At 58.8% G+C, this 16280-nt stretch carries 15 protein-coding genes; 11 read left to right on the top strand and 4 right to left on the bottom strand.

Annotated features, from left to right (window positions below; translation table 11 throughout):
- Window position 1 precedes the first annotated feature (1 nt).
- Window positions 2-1204 carry a ribonuclease D gene (gene rnd / locus HRU82_00790; GenBank protein QOJ33571.1) on the top strand — a complete coding sequence of 401 codons (1203 nt, stop codon included), beginning with the start codon at window positions 2-4 and terminating at the stop codon, window positions 1202-1204.
- Between the two features lie 29 nt (window positions 1205-1233).
- Here rnd and HRU82_00785 read toward each other — a convergent pair whose 3' ends face one another.
- Complete coding sequence (locus tag HRU82_00785; GenBank protein ID QOJ33425.1) at window positions 1234-1443, bottom strand: hypothetical protein; 210 nt, start codon at window positions 1441-1443, stop codon at window positions 1234-1236.
- Window positions 1444-1459: 16 nt separating this feature from the next.
- Complete coding sequence (arsC, locus tag HRU82_00780; protein ID QOJ33570.1) at window positions 1460-1810, bottom strand: arsenate reductase (glutaredoxin); 351 nt, start codon at window positions 1808-1810, stop codon at window positions 1460-1462.
- 97 nt (window positions 1811-1907) lie between these two features.
- On the opposite strand from arsC, the gene HRU82_00775 reads away from it, so the two are divergent.
- Window positions 1908-2285 (top strand): hypothetical protein, encoded by a 378-nt coding sequence (locus tag HRU82_00775; GenBank protein ID QOJ33569.1) that lies wholly within the window; start codon window positions 1908-1910, stop codon window positions 2283-2285.
- A gap of 39 nt (window positions 2286-2324) precedes the next feature.
- Here HRU82_00775 and HRU82_00770 read toward each other — a convergent pair whose 3' ends face one another.
- Complete coding sequence (locus HRU82_00770; protein QOJ33568.1) at window positions 2325-2708, bottom strand: hypothetical protein; 384 nt, start codon at window positions 2706-2708, stop codon at window positions 2325-2327.
- Window positions 2709-3092: 384 nt separating this feature from the next.
- Here HRU82_00770 and HRU82_00765 point away from each other — a divergent pair, with 384 nt between their 5' ends.
- From HRU82_00765 to HRU82_00750, 4 genes are all read left to right on the top strand, one after another.
- On the top strand, window positions 3093-4226 hold the full coding sequence (locus HRU82_00765) for a citrate synthase (GenBank protein ID QOJ33567.1): 1134 nt from the start codon (window positions 3093-3095) through the stop codon (window positions 4224-4226).
- A gap of 296 nt (window positions 4227-4522) precedes the next feature.
- Window positions 4523-4975 carry an Hsp20/alpha crystallin family protein gene (locus HRU82_00760; protein ID QOJ33566.1) on the top strand — a complete coding sequence of 151 codons (453 nt, stop codon included), beginning with the start codon at window positions 4523-4525 and terminating at the stop codon, window positions 4973-4975.
- A 293-nt stretch (window positions 4976-5268) separates the two neighbouring features.
- The gene (locus tag HRU82_00755) at window positions 5269-6678 is read left to right on the top strand and encodes a class II fumarate hydratase (GenBank protein ID QOJ37066.1); all 1410 of its coding nucleotides are present in this window, start codon (window positions 5269-5271) and stop codon (window positions 6676-6678) included.
- Between the two features lie 116 nt (window positions 6679-6794).
- On the top strand, window positions 6795-8168 hold the full coding sequence (locus tag HRU82_00750; GenBank protein ID QOJ33565.1) for an FAD-dependent oxidoreductase: 1374 nt from the start codon (window positions 6795-6797) through the stop codon (window positions 8166-8168).
- A 16-nt stretch (window positions 8169-8184) separates the two neighbouring features.
- On the opposite strand, the gene HRU82_00745 is transcribed toward HRU82_00750, so the two are convergent.
- Window positions 8185-9045, bottom strand: a complete 861-nt coding sequence (locus tag HRU82_00745; GenBank protein ID QOJ33564.1) for an NAD(+)/NADH kinase — start codon at window positions 9043-9045, stop codon at window positions 8185-8187.
- A 283-nt stretch (window positions 9046-9328) separates the two neighbouring features.
- Between HRU82_00745 and HRU82_00740 the strand changes: the two genes are divergently transcribed.
- The 5 genes from HRU82_00740 (at window position 9329) to HRU82_00720 (ending at window position 16269) form a co-directional block, all read left to right on the top strand.
- Entirely contained in the window at window positions 9329-11758 is a 2430-nt protein-coding gene (locus HRU82_00740; GenBank protein QOJ33563.1) for an ATP-dependent Clp protease ATP-binding subunit, read from the top strand.
- Window positions 11759-11899: 141 nt separating this feature from the next.
- Window positions 11900-12970 carry a tRNA (adenosine(37)-N6)-threonylcarbamoyltransferase complex transferase subunit TsaD gene (gene tsaD, locus HRU82_00735; protein ID QOJ33562.1) on the top strand — a complete coding sequence of 357 codons (1071 nt, stop codon included), beginning with the start codon at window positions 11900-11902 and terminating at the stop codon, window positions 12968-12970.
- 101 nt (window positions 12971-13071) lie between these two features.
- Window positions 13072-14688 carry a GTPase HflX gene (gene hflX, locus HRU82_00730; protein QOJ33561.1) on the top strand — a complete coding sequence of 539 codons (1617 nt, stop codon included), beginning with the start codon at window positions 13072-13074 and terminating at the stop codon, window positions 14686-14688.
- A 34-nt stretch (window positions 14689-14722) separates the two neighbouring features.
- Window positions 14723-15394 (top strand): endonuclease III, encoded by a 672-nt coding sequence (nth, locus tag HRU82_00725; GenBank protein QOJ33560.1) that lies wholly within the window; start codon window positions 14723-14725, stop codon window positions 15392-15394.
- Window positions 15391-16269 carry a YicC family protein gene (locus HRU82_00720; GenBank protein QOJ33559.1) on the top strand — a complete coding sequence of 293 codons (879 nt, stop codon included), beginning with the start codon at window positions 15391-15393 and terminating at the stop codon, window positions 16267-16269. The genes nth and HRU82_00720 overlap by 4 nt, the downstream gene beginning before the upstream one ends.
- Window positions 16270-16280: the final 11 nt, after the last annotated feature.

Here is a 16280-nt window from a genome sequence, read left to right as displayed (position 1 = left end):
TATGTCGACCTTCCCGCCGGAACAGACATTCATCACGTCCGAGGAGACCCTCGATACGCTCTGTGATCGGCTGGCCGGCAGTTCGATCATCGCGATCGACACCGAATTCATGGGTGAGGACCACTTCGTCCCGCAGCTGGAGCTGATTCAGGTAGCGGCCGACGGCGTGGCTGCCGTCATCGACTTTCCCGCTGTGCGCGAGAGCAGCCTGATCGGACGATTGTGGGATATTCTGTGCGATGAGAGTATCGAAAAAGTCCTGCACGCGGGGAGACAGGACCTGGAGCTGTTCGCGCACCACGCCGGGCGCTTACCCAAGCCGTTCTTCGATACGCAGATTGCGGCTGCCTTGGTCGGCTACGGTGCCCAGACGGCCTACGCCAATTTGGTGCAGCGCGTGCAGGGTGTGAAGCTCGACAAGGCCCACACCTTCACCAATTGGAGTCAGCGGCCCTTGACGCGCGACCAACTGACGTATGCATTGGACGATGTGACGTTCTTGCTTCCGATCCATCGCCACCTGCTGCAGAGATTGTCATCCATGGGCCGTGCAGACTGGGTGGGTGAAGAGTTTTGCCGTCTGGAGCTGTCGCTCGGCGCGCAAGCCAGAGACCCTCAAGAGCGCTACCAGCGAATTCGTGGATGGGATAGTCTGAAGCCTCGCGCCGCCGGCGTGCTTCGAGACCTGGCGGCGTGGCGGGAAGGGGAGGCGCGGCGACGGAATGTTCCTCGCGGCCGGGTGCTCCGGGACGAAGTCTTGATTCAGTTGGCTCGACAAACACCCTGTACGGTGGACCAACTCCGCAGCATGCGGGGCATGTATTCGTCGGACATCGAACGCAACGGTCAGGCCGTGCTCTCGACCATCCAGCAGGCCCTTTCGAAACCCCCGTCGGAATGGCCGCAGGTGCCGCGCGACCGCAAACCCGATCCGGAATCGACCGGCATGCTGGAATTGCTGCAGGCCGTGCTCAAGTCGCGCGCATCGATTGAGAACATCGCGCCCACCTTGATCGCGACTACCGGTGACCTGCAGGAACTGATCGAGCGTGGAGCCTCGCCCGATGGACTGGATATTCCGGTCTTGCGAGGGTGGCGGCGACAGTTGGTGGGGGAAACGCTACTCAGCGTCCTCTCTGGATGCCTGAAGGTCTGGATCGATCCGACTGCTGGCAAACTGCGCTTCGGGCACCTCGACCAATAATCGAGCCCTTCTCTCCCCTCATCCTACCGCTAGCGGCGGGTACGGTCTTTCCACAAGCCCAACAAGAGCGTGAGCAGCGCCAGGCCGATTTCATCCGCGAGGGGAATCACATCGGGCACGATCAGATCCGCCAAGGTCAAGAGCGCAAACAGCAGGAACAGGGACGGAAACCGCAAATTGAGCCGCTCCAGGATCCGCCCCAGGAGCGACACACGATCCGCCGCACTAAAGGCATTCATCGACCGCACCCTCCCTTCAGAGCAATTCGGTGATCGTGTCGGCAGGTCGCGCCAGTATGGCGCGGTCGCCTTTCTCGACCAGGGGCCGTTGAATCAGATCGGGGTGTTCGACCATCACATCGAGCAGTCTGTCGTCCGACAGTGTGGGATCGGCCAACTTGAGCGATTTGTAGAGATCCTCCTTCGCCCGCAGCACGTCGCGCGGCGTCAGACCGGCTTTCTTGAGCAACGCCTTGAGACGAGTCTTCGTGAACCGCTCTTCGTAATAATTGACCGCCTTGAACGGCTGCCCGCTCTCCCGCGCCAGCCGGACGGCTTCCCGGCAGGTCGAACAGGTCGGCTTCTGGTAAATCGTCATCTCGGCCATCTCATCACCTTCTCGTCCTTTCCCCATCGTTCTCTTGACGCAATTTTTTGACCTGTGCTACACCACACGTCTGAACATCTTCACAACGATCACGGCTATGCCCCTATTCGGTACCGACACCAGCGACCAGATCGGCAAATTCTCCTGCGCAACGGACAACCAGCGCACGTTGAAGGATTTGCGCACGAAACGCAAGGGGCAGCCGGTGTTTGTCGTCGGGCATCGCTTGGACCGAAAAGGGAAGGAGGCGACGTTCGAAGTGTTTAATGACCGGCTGGCGATCATCCGTTTTAAAGACGAGGTCCGGCTCGGTTATGATCCGATCGAACTGCTGCTCCCCACCGACATCGACGCACAAGGCGTCGCCTATTTTGAGATCCGCACCTGCCGGGACTGTGAACAATACTTTCCGTTGACGGCGGATGAATGTGAGGCCGAGGAAGAACCGATGGTCTGCCCGGCCTGTCGCCCATAACCCTGCCTCCACAAAGCTACTCTGCCGCACAAGCCTCGATCAATCCACCAGCGGAGCGACCTCGACCGCCTTTTTAATCAAGCAGTCTCCCGCATACCCCTGGAGAGCCATCGGCAACATGCTGGCATCGAGCACACGGGCCGAGGTCACTCTGAAGCCCTCTCCCGATCGAAACCCTTCCAGCTTGAGTGCGTGACAAATTTCGAGCATGCGCCAGACGGGATTCCCGGCAACCGTATCGACCGGCAATAGCTTGATATCGGACACGACTCCATCCACGAGCCCCTTTGCCGCCACCCGTTGTCTGTCTTTGGGAGCCTCGCTCACGACAGCGAACACCGTCAATTCTTCCTCGGCCGCCGCGACTGCTCCCCACACACAAGCGATCGAGAGGGTCAACATCAACCATGAGAAGAGTTTCACTGGGTACCTCGATACGCTCCGGATGGAGGCTGTGCATCCGACCCTCCATGGCTCAGTGTGCTCCGTCCTGCCGGCACGGCTCCAGGAATCGGAGCGAAAGCCGATTCCGACGGGGGAGGGGGCCGGTCCTCGCGCCATAGGATCGCCAACCCGACGCCCAAGACAATTAATCCGCCGATCAGGATGGCCCGCACCAATCCATTCATCATACCCTCGAGGCCGCTCACCGCTCCCGTGTGGCTCAGTATGCCAACCGAAGGAATTCAATTCAAGGGAAGGCTGAGCCGATGGTCCCGATCATGATAAGCTGTCCGCAACTGCTCGCATGACGCCATGCGCGTCGTGCGTCGAACCGCGGACCTACGCACAGAGGAGATCCAACCTATGCCGCATGATTTCATGCCGGGCCTTGCCGGAGTTCCCGCCGCAAAATCGGCCATCAGCGATGTCGACGGCGCACGCGGGGTGCTCGAATATCGAGGAATCCGTGTCGAGGAACTCTGCCAACAATCCTCGTTTCTCGAAACCAGCTACCTGCTGCTGTTCGGTCGACTGCCCACCAAGGCCGAACTGGCCCGGTGGGTGGAGGATGTGACCCATCACCGGCGGATCAAGTTCCGCATTGTAGACCTTCTGAAATGCCTGCCAGAACATGGCCACCCCATGGATGCTCTCCAGGCTGCCGTGGCGGCACTGGGCATGTTCTATCCGGGGCGCAACGTCAAGGATGTCGAGAATAACTACTGGTCGGCGGTGCGCCTCATCGCCAAACTGCCGACCATCGTCGCGGCCTGGTCTCGGCTCCGGCGCGGGGACGAATACATCCCCCCCCGCGATGATCTCCCCTTCGCAGACAACTTCCTGTACATGTTGACCGAAACCGTGCCGCATCCCCTCTGGAGCGAAGTCTTCGACGATTGTCTGATTCTCCATGCCGAACACACCATGAACGCCTCGACCTTCGCCGGCATGGTGACGGCTTCAACCCTCGCCGACCCCTATACCGTCGTGGCTTCATCGATCGGTGCCTTGAAGGGGCCGTTGCACGGCGGCGCGAACGAAGAAGTCGTCATGATGCTCCGCGAGATCGGCAGCGCCGCTCAGGCCAAGGCGGCGGTGGAATCACGACTCGAGGGAAAACAAAAATTGATGGGATTCGGCCACCGCGTCTACAAGGTCAAGGATCCCCGCGCGACAGTGCTCCAGGAACTCTGTATCCGGCTCTTCAATGTCTGCGGAACCTCGCCGCTGTATGAGGTAGCGATCGCAGTCGAACAGGTGGCCGCGGAACGGTTGCAGGGGAAAGGGATCCACCCGAACGTCGACTTCTACTCCGGCATCATTTACGACAAGATGGGTATCGCGGTGGATTTGTTTACTCCACTCTTCGCGATGGCAAGAGTGAGCGGGTGGCTGGCGCACTGGCTGGAACAACTACGGGAAAATAAGCTGTATCGCCCGGACCAAATTTATTCGGGAGAACACAACCGACCCTATGTGCCGATCGAACGTCGCTGACGCCGGTGGCTATTCGGTGCGACCGATGAACACCCACACGGCCAACGATGCGGCAAACATGATGGCCCCGAGCAAGGCGTATGAGATGAATTCCAACATGGCATCCTCGTGATCAATGAAAGGCGTTACTAAATAATGCCGGGGGCGCGAATGTCAAGCCCCCGGCGCCCTTCCTCCGCATCATTGTTCTCCAATCCTCGGCACTTGACTTCAAACCACCGGAGATTACCTCCCACATAGTGAATGTGGCGCCTGCAATAGAACAGGGCACAGAGCCATCACAAGGAGGTTCAACCATGGCTATCGTGAAATGGGATCCGTTCCGGGAACTGGAAGAGATGTCCGATCGGCTCAATCGTATGATTGCCCGTCCCACGGCCGCCGGAGGTGGCGTAGGCAAGGAAGTCATGACGGTGGCCGATTGGACGCCGACGGTCGATATCAGTGAAACCGAATCCGAATACGCCATCAAGGCCGAGCTTCCCGAGGTCAAGAAGGAAGACGTCAAGGTGACCGTCGAGGACGGGGTGCTGACGATTCAGGGCGAGCGGAAGCAGGAGAAGGAAGAGAAGGGCAAGAAGTATCATCGGATCGAACGGTCGTACGGCCGCTTCGTACGGAGTTTCACCCTTCCCGACACCGTCGATGAAGCCAAGGTGCGGGCGGAGTATGCAGACGGTGTGTTGCATCTCCACCTTCCAAAGTCGGAGAAAGCCAAGCCGAAACAGATCGACGTGAAGATCGCATAAGCAGCTCACGTCGGCGGTCAGCGAATGGATGCGACCAAAGGCCCGCCTCCGGCGGGCCTTTGCATCTCATCCCCACCTCAGCCCCCTTTAGAATATCCCCATCCACGAACACCTCGGCTTCGCCGAGCCCCCGGCCTCCTTCGTTCTCACATCCTGTTGCTTGTACTCGCGCAGGGCGACCGTTTAAGATGCGCGGCTCCAGGACGTCAACTGATACCTTTCGAGGAGATCCGACGATGAAGAAGACTTCGCGCAACTCCGGTACCACCTTCGCTCCCCCTCCGCCCTTGACGATGCACACTCGCATGGAACGCGACACGATGGGGGAGTTGCCGGTTCCAGCTAACGCCTACTATGGAGTGCAGACGGCTCGCGCCATTGAAAATTTCCCTATCAGTCCGCTCCGCATCCCACGGTCTATGATCCGAGCCATGGGCTTGATCAAGCGCGCCGCGGCGTCGGTCAACCATTCGCTCAAACTTCTCGACAAAAAGCCGGCGGAGGCCATCATCCGTGCCGCGGCCGAAGTGGTGGAGGGGACGTTGGACGCCGAGTTTCCTGTGGATATTTTTCAAACCGGCTCCGGCACCTCCACGAACATGAACACCAACGAGGTCATTTCCAACCGTGCGACGGAGCTTCTGGGTGGGGCGAGGGGGAGCAAGTTGGTTCACCCTAACGACCACGTCAATCTGGGACAATCCAGCAACGACGTCATTCCCACGGCAATCCACGTTGCAGCTTCCGAAACCATGCAGAAGGAACTGTTGCCGGCTTTGGCGCGGCTCCACAAGGCGCTCAAGGCGAAAGCGCGCGAGTTCGACAAGGTGGTGAAAATCGGCCGCACCCACTTGCAGGATGCGACCCCGGTTCGTTTGGGACAGGAGTTCAGTGGCTACGCCCGACAGATTGAGTTGGGCGTCGAGCGGGTGAAGCGGGCGCAGGAAGCTCTTAGCGAGGTGGCGCTCGGCGGAACGGCCGTCGGCACCGGGCTCAATTGCCATCCGAAATTCGCCGGCAAGGTCATGGCCATCATCTCGAAGGAAACCGGCTGCCGTTTCCGGGAAGCGGTCAACCATTTCGAGGGACAGTCTGCGCAAGATTCCCTGGTCGAGGCCAGCGGAGCCCTGCGCACCGTCGCCGTAAGTCTGATGAAGATTGCGAACGACATCCGCTGGCTGGGTTCAGGCCCACGGTGCGGGCTCGGCGAGATCAACCTGCCGGAAACGCAGCCGGGATCGTCCATTATGCCCGGGAAGGTCAACCCGGTCATCGCGGAATCTGTCACCATGGTCTGCGCCCAAGTGATCGGCAACGATGTCACGATCACGGTCGGCGGCCAGGCGGCGAATTTCGAATTGATCGTGATGCTGCCGGTCATGGCTTACAACCTCCTGCAATCGATCGAGCTGCTCGCGACCGCGTCGACCAACTTTGCCGCCAAATGTATCGAAGGAATCAAGGCGAACGAGGAGCGCTGTCGGAGTTTGATCGAACAGAGCCTCGCCATGTGTACCGCCCTCGCCCCTGTCATTGGATATGAGGCCGCGGCGAAATTGGCCAAGGATGCCTATAAGACCGGGAAGACCGTCCGGGAAGTCGCGCGCGAACAGAACGTGCTGCCGGAGAAGCGACTTAGTCAGCTGCTGGATCCTTGGCGGATGACCGAAGCGGGCGGACCTGTGGGCAGCGCCGGAGGCTGAGGGCGTTGAAGACCACCTCGGCTTTTGACAGTCTGATGACCCCTATGCTAACGTGCGCAAAATTTTGACAATTCCGCCGTCTGACGGCTTACGCTTATTATTCAGATAAAGGGTACATGATGAGCGCAACGGGTTCCGGAACAAATCGACATGTCGTCATCGTGGTCGGGGCAGGCCCCGCGGGAATGGCATTGGCGAAGAACATGGCCGACGCCGGCCATGAAGTCATCATTCTCAATCGCGATATCAAATTCGGCGGGTTGGCCGAGTATGGCATTTTCCCCAGCAAGCTCAAACTCCGCGGCGGCTTGAAGAAGCAATATTGGGAAATGCTCGAGCAACCCAACGTGCGGTATCTCGGCAATGTCTCGGTCGGGCAGGGGAAAGACCTGTCGGTGGAAGACCTGCGCGGGCTCGGGGCGAGCGCCATCGCCTTCTCGATCGGGGCGCAGGGCACAAAAGCCATCGGCGTCGAGGGAGATTCCGCGAAAGGCGTGTTCCACGCGAAGGATGTAGTGTACCACTTTAACCGACTGCCGGGTTTTGGCGACCGTCCGTTCGACATGGGCAAACATGTGGCGGTCATCGGTGTCGGCGACGTCATGGTCGATATCGCGCATTGGCTGATCCGGTACAAGAAGGTCGAACGCGTCACGGCCATCGCCCGTCGTGGACCGGTGGAGCGAAAATACAACCCGAAGGAAATCCGTGCCGTCTGTGCCAACATGGACATGGAAGGCATCGCGAAGGAGTTTGCCCGGATCAAGGATCGTCTGGCCGCAGTGGGACAAAATGCGGATGAAGTCTTGGCCTCGATGACCGCCGAGTTTACGAAGTGTGAGGCGACGGGGAGCCCTTCCAAAATGGGGTTCCGATTTCTGGCCTCCCCGAAGCGGGTCTTGGTCGACGCCGATAATCGAGTGCGCGCCTTGGAAATGGAAGAAAACAAGCTGGAGCCGAAAGGTGATGATACGGCGGCGGTTGGGTTGAAGCAGTTGTATGAGTTCCCCGTCGATAGCGTCGTGTTTGCCGTGGGCGACAAGGTCGATGAAACGGTCGGCCTTCCCTATAAGAACGGGGTCTTCGTGACGAATCCGAACAAGACCGGCAATGACCCCGATGATGCATTCTTCCAAGCCTATGACGAAAAAACCGGGCAGATCGTCGACGGCGTCTTCCTGGCCGGCTGGGCACGGAAGGCAAGCGAAGGGTTGGTGGGCATTGCCAAACGGGATGGAGATTGGTGCGCGGAGATCATCAGCCGTTATCTCGCCGGCAAAGCTCCGATGTCCGACTCTGCCATCGATGCCGTCATCGGCAGGTTGCACACGATTTTGAGAGAGCGAAAAAGTCAGCCGGTGGATCTGGAAGGGCTCAAGATTCTGGAGGCGGCAGAGAAGGCCAATGCCGCATCGCCTGATGCCATCGGGGAGTTCAAATTCTCGTCGAACGCCGAAATGCTGGCCCATATCGAGCGGGGGCGCGGATAACCGCGCTCCCTTCCACTTACCCGTCCCCCCATTTCAGTTTTTCCCGCAGCACTTCGTAGTAACTGCTTTCGGGAAAGCGGATCAATCTGGTCAGGTACTCCGACGCCTTGATTTCAACCGTGTCCCCTTGGGTCATCGCGACTCCCACTTGCCCATCGAGCGTCGCCATCGCACCATCGTCTTTGCTCGTCAGCACCACTTCGATTTGGGCATCGGCGGGAACGATCAATGGACGATGCGTCAAGGTGTGTGGGCAGATGGGCGTCAGGATCAGCGCCTGCACCGCCGGATTGATGATGGGGCCTCCCGCCGACAGAGAATAGGCCGTGGAACCGGTCGGGGTGCTGACGATCAACCCATCTCCACGTAGATTGGTCACGAACTGCCCTTGAATAGCGATACGCAGTTCAATCATGCGGGCGAGGGTTCCCTTGCTGATCACTACATCGTTCAACACCACCCCGCGTGCTACGGTTTCTCCATGCCGATGCACATGGGTTTTCAACATCAATCGCTCATCCAGGACGTAGTCGTTGGCGAATACCCGCTCCAATGACGGATACAGATTCTCGAGCATGACCTCCGTCAAAAATCCAAGACCGCCCATGTTCACGCCTAGAATGGGAATACCCCGCTCACCGGCCAGGCGCGCCGCATTCAGCATCGTGCCGTCTCCGCCCAGAACGAGCAAGACATCGGCTTTGCCGGCCAACTGCGTCTTCTGATATCCACCAGGTTCTTCGAGGAGGGCCGTGGCCGTCGTATCCAACAACACGTCGATGCTGCGCGATCGCAACCAAGTAACGACGGCTTGTACGGTGCTCTTTACTTCCGGAAACTTGGGTTTCGTCAGGATGCCGATGCTTTTGCTCTTCATATAGAGGGGCCGCCGAACGACAGGGTGAGGCGCTTCGTGAAAGGTGCGGGATTGTATCGAGATGAGTTTCATACTGTCAAACCACGAGCCGAACGACATCGGCCTTTGTCCCGGCCGAGCGCACCGTCGAAGAAGTGCGGATCACCCTGTCGTTTCGCCCAATACCTTGACACCCCATATCGCTCTAGTTAGAATCTGAACATCAGTTTTTTCGAGCCTTTGACCTGCATTTAGCACTCAGCCAAGGCTTCTCTTACAAGCCCCATCACCATAAGGAGGCGGGATGTTCGAACGGTTCACGGACAAGGGTCGCAAGATCATCATCCTGGCACGTGAAGAAGCCGAGCGCCATCAGAACGACTACCTGGGGACCGAACATCTGGTGTTGGCCATCCTTCGGGAAACGGATGGGATCGCGCTAATGATCCTCAAAAAAATGGGGCTCTCGACCGAACAGATTCGGCTCGAGATCGAGCGGAATCTTCCCGGCGGAGGCACCACGATGACGTTCGGGGAAATTCCCTTCAGCCCACGCGTCAAGAAAGTCATCGAGTACGGGGTCGAGGAAGCGCGGTTGCTGGGCCATAACCATATCGGAAGCGAACACCTCCTCCTGGGTCTTCTGCGCGAAGAGGAAGGGATCGGGGGCAAAATCCTTCGGAGTCTCGGTGCCAACCTGCTCACCGCACGACAACTGACCGTCACCTTCCTGAGGAAGTCAGCGCCGCGCGAGCGGGATCGCAAGAGCAATACGCCGGCCTTGGATGAATTCGGACGGGACCTCACGCAGTTGGCGCAGGAAGGGCAGCTGGACCCGGTCATCGGGAGAGCCGATGAAATCGAGCGCGTCCTGCAGATTCTCAGCCGCCGCTCCAAGAACAATCCCGTGCTGATCGGGGAATCGGGTGTCGGCAAGACCGCAATTGTGGAGGGACTGGCCCAACGGATCGTGGCATCGGAAGTCCCGGATAACCTGCTGTCCCGGCGGGTCATTGCCCTGGACCTCGGTTCGTTGGTGGCTGGCACGAAGTATCGCGGGCAGTTTGAAGAGCGCCTGAAAGTAGTCATGAAAGAGATCGTTCAGGCGGGCAACATCATCATCTTCATCGACGAGCTACATACCTTGGTGGGTGCGGGCGCTGCGGAGGGGTCAATCGATGCCTCCAACATGCTCAAGCCGGCACTCTCGCGTGGCGAGATTCAATGCATCGGGGCGACCACGTTGGATGAATACCGTAAGCATATCGAAAAGGACGGGGCGCTCAAACGCCGCTTTCAGCCCATTTACGTGCAACCGCCCAGCACGGATGAAACCGTCCGGATCATCCAAGGATTGCGCGATCGGTACGAAGAACACCATGGTGTGGAAATCACCGAAGACGCGATCGTCGAGGCAGTCAAACTGTCTGACCGCTACATTACCGATCGCTTCCTGCCGGACAAGGCAATCGATCTGATCGATGAAACGGGGTCTCGCGCCAAGTTGCAGACCTATGCCTTGCCGTCCGAACTCAAGGCGCTGGAACAGGAACTCAAGAAAATCTCGCGCGAAAAAGAGTTGGCGATCTCGATGCAAAACTTCGAGGAAGCCGTCCGCCATCGCGAGGAAGAGGAACGCCTGCGGAAGCTGCTTGATGAGTCCAAGCGGGAATGGAAGAAGAATCAGGAGAAGCACAAGCCGACGATCGGAAAGGAAGAGGTCGCGTACGTCGTCTCCAAGATGACGGGCATTCCGCTCTTCAAGCTCGAGGAGGAGGAGTCCAATAAGCTGCTGCGGATGGAGGAATTCCTCCATAAGCGCGTGATCGGCCAGAATGAAGCGATCTCGGCCGTGGCTCGAGCGATCCGTCGATCCAGGGCCGGTCTCAAGGAAGCCAAGAAACCCATCGGGTCCTTTATCTTCCTGGGTCCGACAGGTGTAGGGAAAACCGAGTTGGCCCGAACACTTGCGGAATTCCTCTTCAACAGCGAGGATGCGCTCATCCGCATCGACATGTCGGAATATCAGGAAAAGTTTACGAGTTCCCGTCTTTTCGGAGCCCCTCCTGGGTATGTCGGTTATGAAGAGGGCGGGCAATTGACCGAAAAGGTCCGCCGCCGGCCTTACTCCGTGGTGCTGTTCGACGAAATCGAAAAGGCACATCCCGATGTGTTCAATGTGTTGTTGCAGGTACTCGACGATGGTGTGTTGACCGACAGCCTCGGTCGTAAGGTCGATTTTAAGAATACCGTCGTCATCATGACCTCGAACATCGGCACCAAGTTGATCCAGAAGGGGGTCTCCCTGGGTTTCCAGAGCGAGGAAAAAGACGGCCAAAATCTGCGGCGCAAGGATGAAGTGATGGGCGAGTTACGGCGCTCCTTCAGTCCGGAATTCCTCAACCGCATCGACGAAATCGTGGTCTTCCATTCGCTTGAGAAGGAGCACTTGATCAACATCCTGGATATTCTTTTGCGCGAATTGAATCTACGTTTGCTCGAAAAGAACGTGAGCATCGAGGTGGACGACGAGGTCAAACAGTGGTTGATCAAGGAGGGGTACGAGCCGCTGTACGGCGCCAGACCGATGCGTCGAATCATTCAGCGCGCCATCGGCGACCCGCTGTCCGAAGAACTCATCAAGGGCCGATTCAAGGACAACCGCAAGATCAAGGTCGTTCTGCGCGACGGCGCCCCTGCGTTCATCGAGCAGGAAGCCATGGCAGGCGTGTAACCCTGCTTTCGCGCATCGTTCGGAGAAGACAAATCCTTTGATTCTTTGCTTACAACCTGACAACCCCCGAGATCCTCAACCGGATCCGGGGGTTGTCGTGTTTCCTCCCACAGTGAGTCTTGCGAGACTCGCCTCCCAATTATGAATGGGCATCAACGAGCCAGAGGCTGCTTCGCTCCCATTTTGGCGATAGAAACGTCCTGCGACGAAACCGCAGCGGCCGTTCTGGACGAACACGAACGAGCGCTTGCCAATATCATCTCTTCGCAACAGGCCCTGCACGAACGCTTCGGCGGCGTGGTGCCTGAGCTGGCCTCGCGTGCTCATATTCAGAATGTCGAGCACGTGACCGCGCAGGCCCTGAAGGAAGCCGGTCTTTCTTTTTGCGACCTGCGGGCCATTGCCGTTACTCAGGGGCCGGGTTTAGCCGGAGCACTACTCGTCGGTCTCAGTTACGCAAAAGCACTGGGCTATGCCCTCGAAATTCCGCTGGTGGGAGTCAGCCATCTGGAGGGCCATATTGCCTCGGCTTGGATTGACCGTCCGTCATTTCCAAGAGACTGTGTCGTATTGATTGCGTCGGGTGGCCATACGCACCTCTTCCATGCATCCGCCGATGGGTTGCGCCTCATGGGGCGCACCATCGACGACGCCGCAGGAGAGGCCTTTGACAAGGGAGCGCAGTTGCTCGGCCTAGGGTATCCTGGGGGGCCACGAATCGACAAAGCCGCGCAGTGCGGTCGACCCGACGCGGTCAGGTTTCCGCGTTCGCGCGTCAGGGGACCACAGCTCAACTTCAGCTTCAGCGGATTAAAAACCGCCCTCTTGTACCACCTTCGAGATATGTCCTCGTCTGCTATCGAGGCACAACGGAATGACTTGGCTGCCGGATATCAAGAGGCGATCGTCGACGTGCTGGAGCGCCAGGCCTTTGCAGCCGTTCGCCAAGCAAAGGTGTCTGCCCTTGCCGTGGTCGGGGGAGTCTCTGCCAATTCCCGCTTGCGCGCTCGCTTGACGGCTCGTGCAACCATAGAAGGGATAGAACTGGCATTGCCTTCCCTTGCGTATTGCACCGACAATGCGGCCATGATCGCCGCGGCAGGTCTTCGGGCTCTCGCAGAGGGGCGACGCGCTTCCATCGAGAGCGAAGCGATACCGAACATGGCACTGCCAATAACTCCCCAGAATCCACATGAATACCTGCCCGGATAACACGGCAGAGTAGGAGGACGACGATCCCGACTCTACATGGACAAGTTGGCGGCCTAAAACCGAGTCACCTCGCAGCGCTGGAACGGTTGTATCGGCGTCGGGTGCCTGCCTCGGTCGTCCTCACATCGGAGTTGGCCCGAACCACCTGCCAGCTCAGCCGAGAGATTCGACGTCCCATTGGTCTTCTCATCACCCGACGCGGCATAGTCGATCAGGTGTTGATCGGCGCTGCGTGCGTCCCCACGTTCGAGTCGTTGGCCAGGTTTCGAGTCGGGCCCCATTCGTTGCGAGGGCTGCGACTGATCCGCACAGACTTGCATGAGGAGCCACTGACCCAGGAAGACCTTACCCAACTGGCGCTACTTCGATTGGACCTGATCGGGAGTCTAGGGACGAATGAAGATGGAGAGCCGACTCTGCTCCATCTCGCGCACCTCCTTCCCCTCAATCCGCAGGGGCAGGTCTGTCAAATCATGAAGCCGGTGCCGTTTCATCAGCTGAATTTTCCGTTTGATGTCTTCATCCAGTCGCTCGATAGCGAACTCCTTCGCGCTGAAACCACGCACACGGTAGGAGGCCAAGCGGAAGCCGCCATACTCATCAGCGCCTCACCGAAGAGCCGGGGAGAGCAGGAGGAGCATCTGGAGGAACTACAGGAACTGGCCGAATCGGCGGGCGTTCGAGTGCTTGACCGGATGGTGCAGCGCACCCATGAGGACTACCAGCGATTTCTGCTCGGGAAGGGCAAGTTGAAAGAAGTCGTGGTCCGTGCGCTCCAGCAAGGCGCGGATCTCTTGATTTTCGATCAGGACCTGGCTCCGGCACAGGCCAGGGCCATCGCGGAGGTCACCGATCTGAAAGTCATCGATCGCACGCAACTGATTCTGGATATCTTCGCTCGGCGGGCGCACACGCGTGAGGGCAAGGTTCAAGTGGAATTGGCGCAACTCCGGTATCTGCTGCCACGCTTATCCGGTCACGGCACCTCCCTATCGCGGCTCGGCGGCGGTATCGGGACCAGAGGGCCAGGCGAAACCAAATTAGAAACCGATCGGCGGCGCATTCGCGATCGCATCGCGCATCTGGAGCGGGAACTCGAGCGATTCGCCCGGCATCAGGATCAGCGGCGGGCCCGCCGTGTGCGTCAGGCACTTCCGATTCTTTCGATCGTGGGCTATACCAATGCCGGTAAGTCGACCTTGCTGAACGCCTTGACCCACAGCCGGGTCGCAGCGCAGGATCGACTCTTCGATACGTTGGATACGACCAGCCGTCGGCTCCGCTTCCCCGAAGATCGTGAGCTGATCGTGACCGATACGGTGGGATTTATCCGTGATTTGCCCAAGGACTTAGTAGGTGCTTTTCGTACGACACTTGAAGAACTGCGCGACGCCGACCTGCTGCTTCATGTGGTGGATGCCTCGGCACAGGACATTGACCTCCAGATTTCCGCCGTGGAAAGCGTGCTGCGGTCGCTTGACTTAGAGCACCTTCCGAAGGTGTTGGTGCTCAACAAATGCGACCGATTGTCACCGCACGAACGCCTTGTCCTTTGTCAGCGGTACCGCGCGATCGGTATCTCGGCCCTTCAACGCGAGACGTTGCGGCCCTTGATCGCCCACCTGGCTAGCTTGCTTCCGGCTCCATCGACTTCGCAGGACCGACTGGGAGAGCACGAACCGAATTCCCTCAAGCTGGCCCTTGCATCTCACGATTAAGCCCTGCACAATTGGCCGCCGCCTGCAGCGCACCATGAACAAACCCTTGTCGCCACAACCGGCCGAGAGACGGAACCGTACCCGTGTCGCCCACTTGCTCGAAACCCTGCGAGCGTCCATGCCCGTGTATAAGGTCGAACTGGATCACCACACGCCATGGGAACTCCTGGTCGCCACCATCTTATCGGCGCAATGCACGGATCAGCGGGTCAATCAGGTGACGCCACAGTTATTCCGGCGTTACCGACGGCCGCGCGACTTTGCGCAAGCCGATCCGGTTGAATTGGAAGCGCTCATTCGCTCCACGGGGTTCTATAAAGCGAAAGCCCGTAGTCTGATCCGCTGTGCGAAAGTCGTGACCGACACGTTTCATGAGCAAGTTCCGGACAGTATGGAGGCCCTGACGACGTTGCCTGGAGTAGGCCGGAAAACGGCGAACGTCATTCTCGGCAACGCGTTCGGCAAACCGGCGGTCGTCGTCGATACCCATGTCAAACGGGTCAGCGGGCGGCTCGGCCTGTCGCGCCAGACCGATCCGGACAAGATCGAAATGGACCTGAGACGATTGTTACCGGAAGAACACTGGACGGAAGGGTCGCAGCGCCTGCTGCTCCATGGTCGGTACGTCTGTCTGGCGCGCGCGCCGAAATGCGGTACCTGTCCGATCTATGCAGACTGCGGGTGGAAAGGGAAACTCACGCGATGATACGCAGCATGACCGGGTACGGCAAAAAGGAGAGCACCGCGCAGCGCATTGCGGTCACCGCTGAAATCCGTTCCGTCAACCACCGGTTTCTCGAAGTCGCCGTGCGCCTGCCTCGATCCCTCACCTCGCTGGAAGAACAGGTGCGCAAGACCGTGCAGCAGCACTGCCTCCGCGGCAGGGTCGACGTATCCGTCTCGCTGCACACCAGTGGCGGCAGTCTCAAGACGGTCGAGGTCGATCAAACGCTCGCCAACCAGTACCATACCGCGCTGAAGAAATTGCAAAAGGGGTTGGGGCTTCGCGGGAAGGTGGATGTGTCGACGTTGGCCGGGTTTCGGGACATTCTCTCCATATCGGAAGAGGCGGTCGATACGGCACAGGTGAGTAAGGCTGTCGTGAAAGCCGTCGGCGGAGCGCTGCTTGAATTGGATCGCATGCGTCGACGCGAAGGCGAGGCCTTGGCCGACGATCTGAGGTCTCACCTGGAGGCCATCCGTACGGCCAAAGCAGCCGTGGCGGAAAAGGCCCCGCGCCTGGCTCAAGCAGCTTTTGAGCGCATGAAGGCCCGACTGCAAGCCCTCTTGCAAGGCGACCTGCCGGACCAAGCTCGTCTCCATCAAGAGTTGGCGCTCTATGCCGACCGATCGGACATCTCGGAAGAATTAGTCAGACTTGAGTCACATATGCTACAGTTCGGCCACACCTTGCACAGCAAGGAATCTGTGGGAAAGACCCTCGAGTTTTTGCTGCAGGAAATGGGTCGAGAAGTGAATACGATCGGCTCTAAGGCGAATGACGCGGAGATCGCCGCCTTGGTCGTCCACATGAAGGCCGAACTGGAAAAACTGCGGGAACAAGTGCAAAATGTCGAATGATTGGGCCGGTT

The sequence above is a fragment of the Nitrospira sp. genome, from assembly GCA_015709715.1.
GTDB lineage: Bacteria > Nitrospirota > Nitrospiria > Nitrospirales > Nitrospiraceae > Nitrospira_A.
The sequence above is the reverse complement of the archived record's forward strand: the minus strand, read 5'-3'. Positions and strand labels throughout refer to the sequence as shown.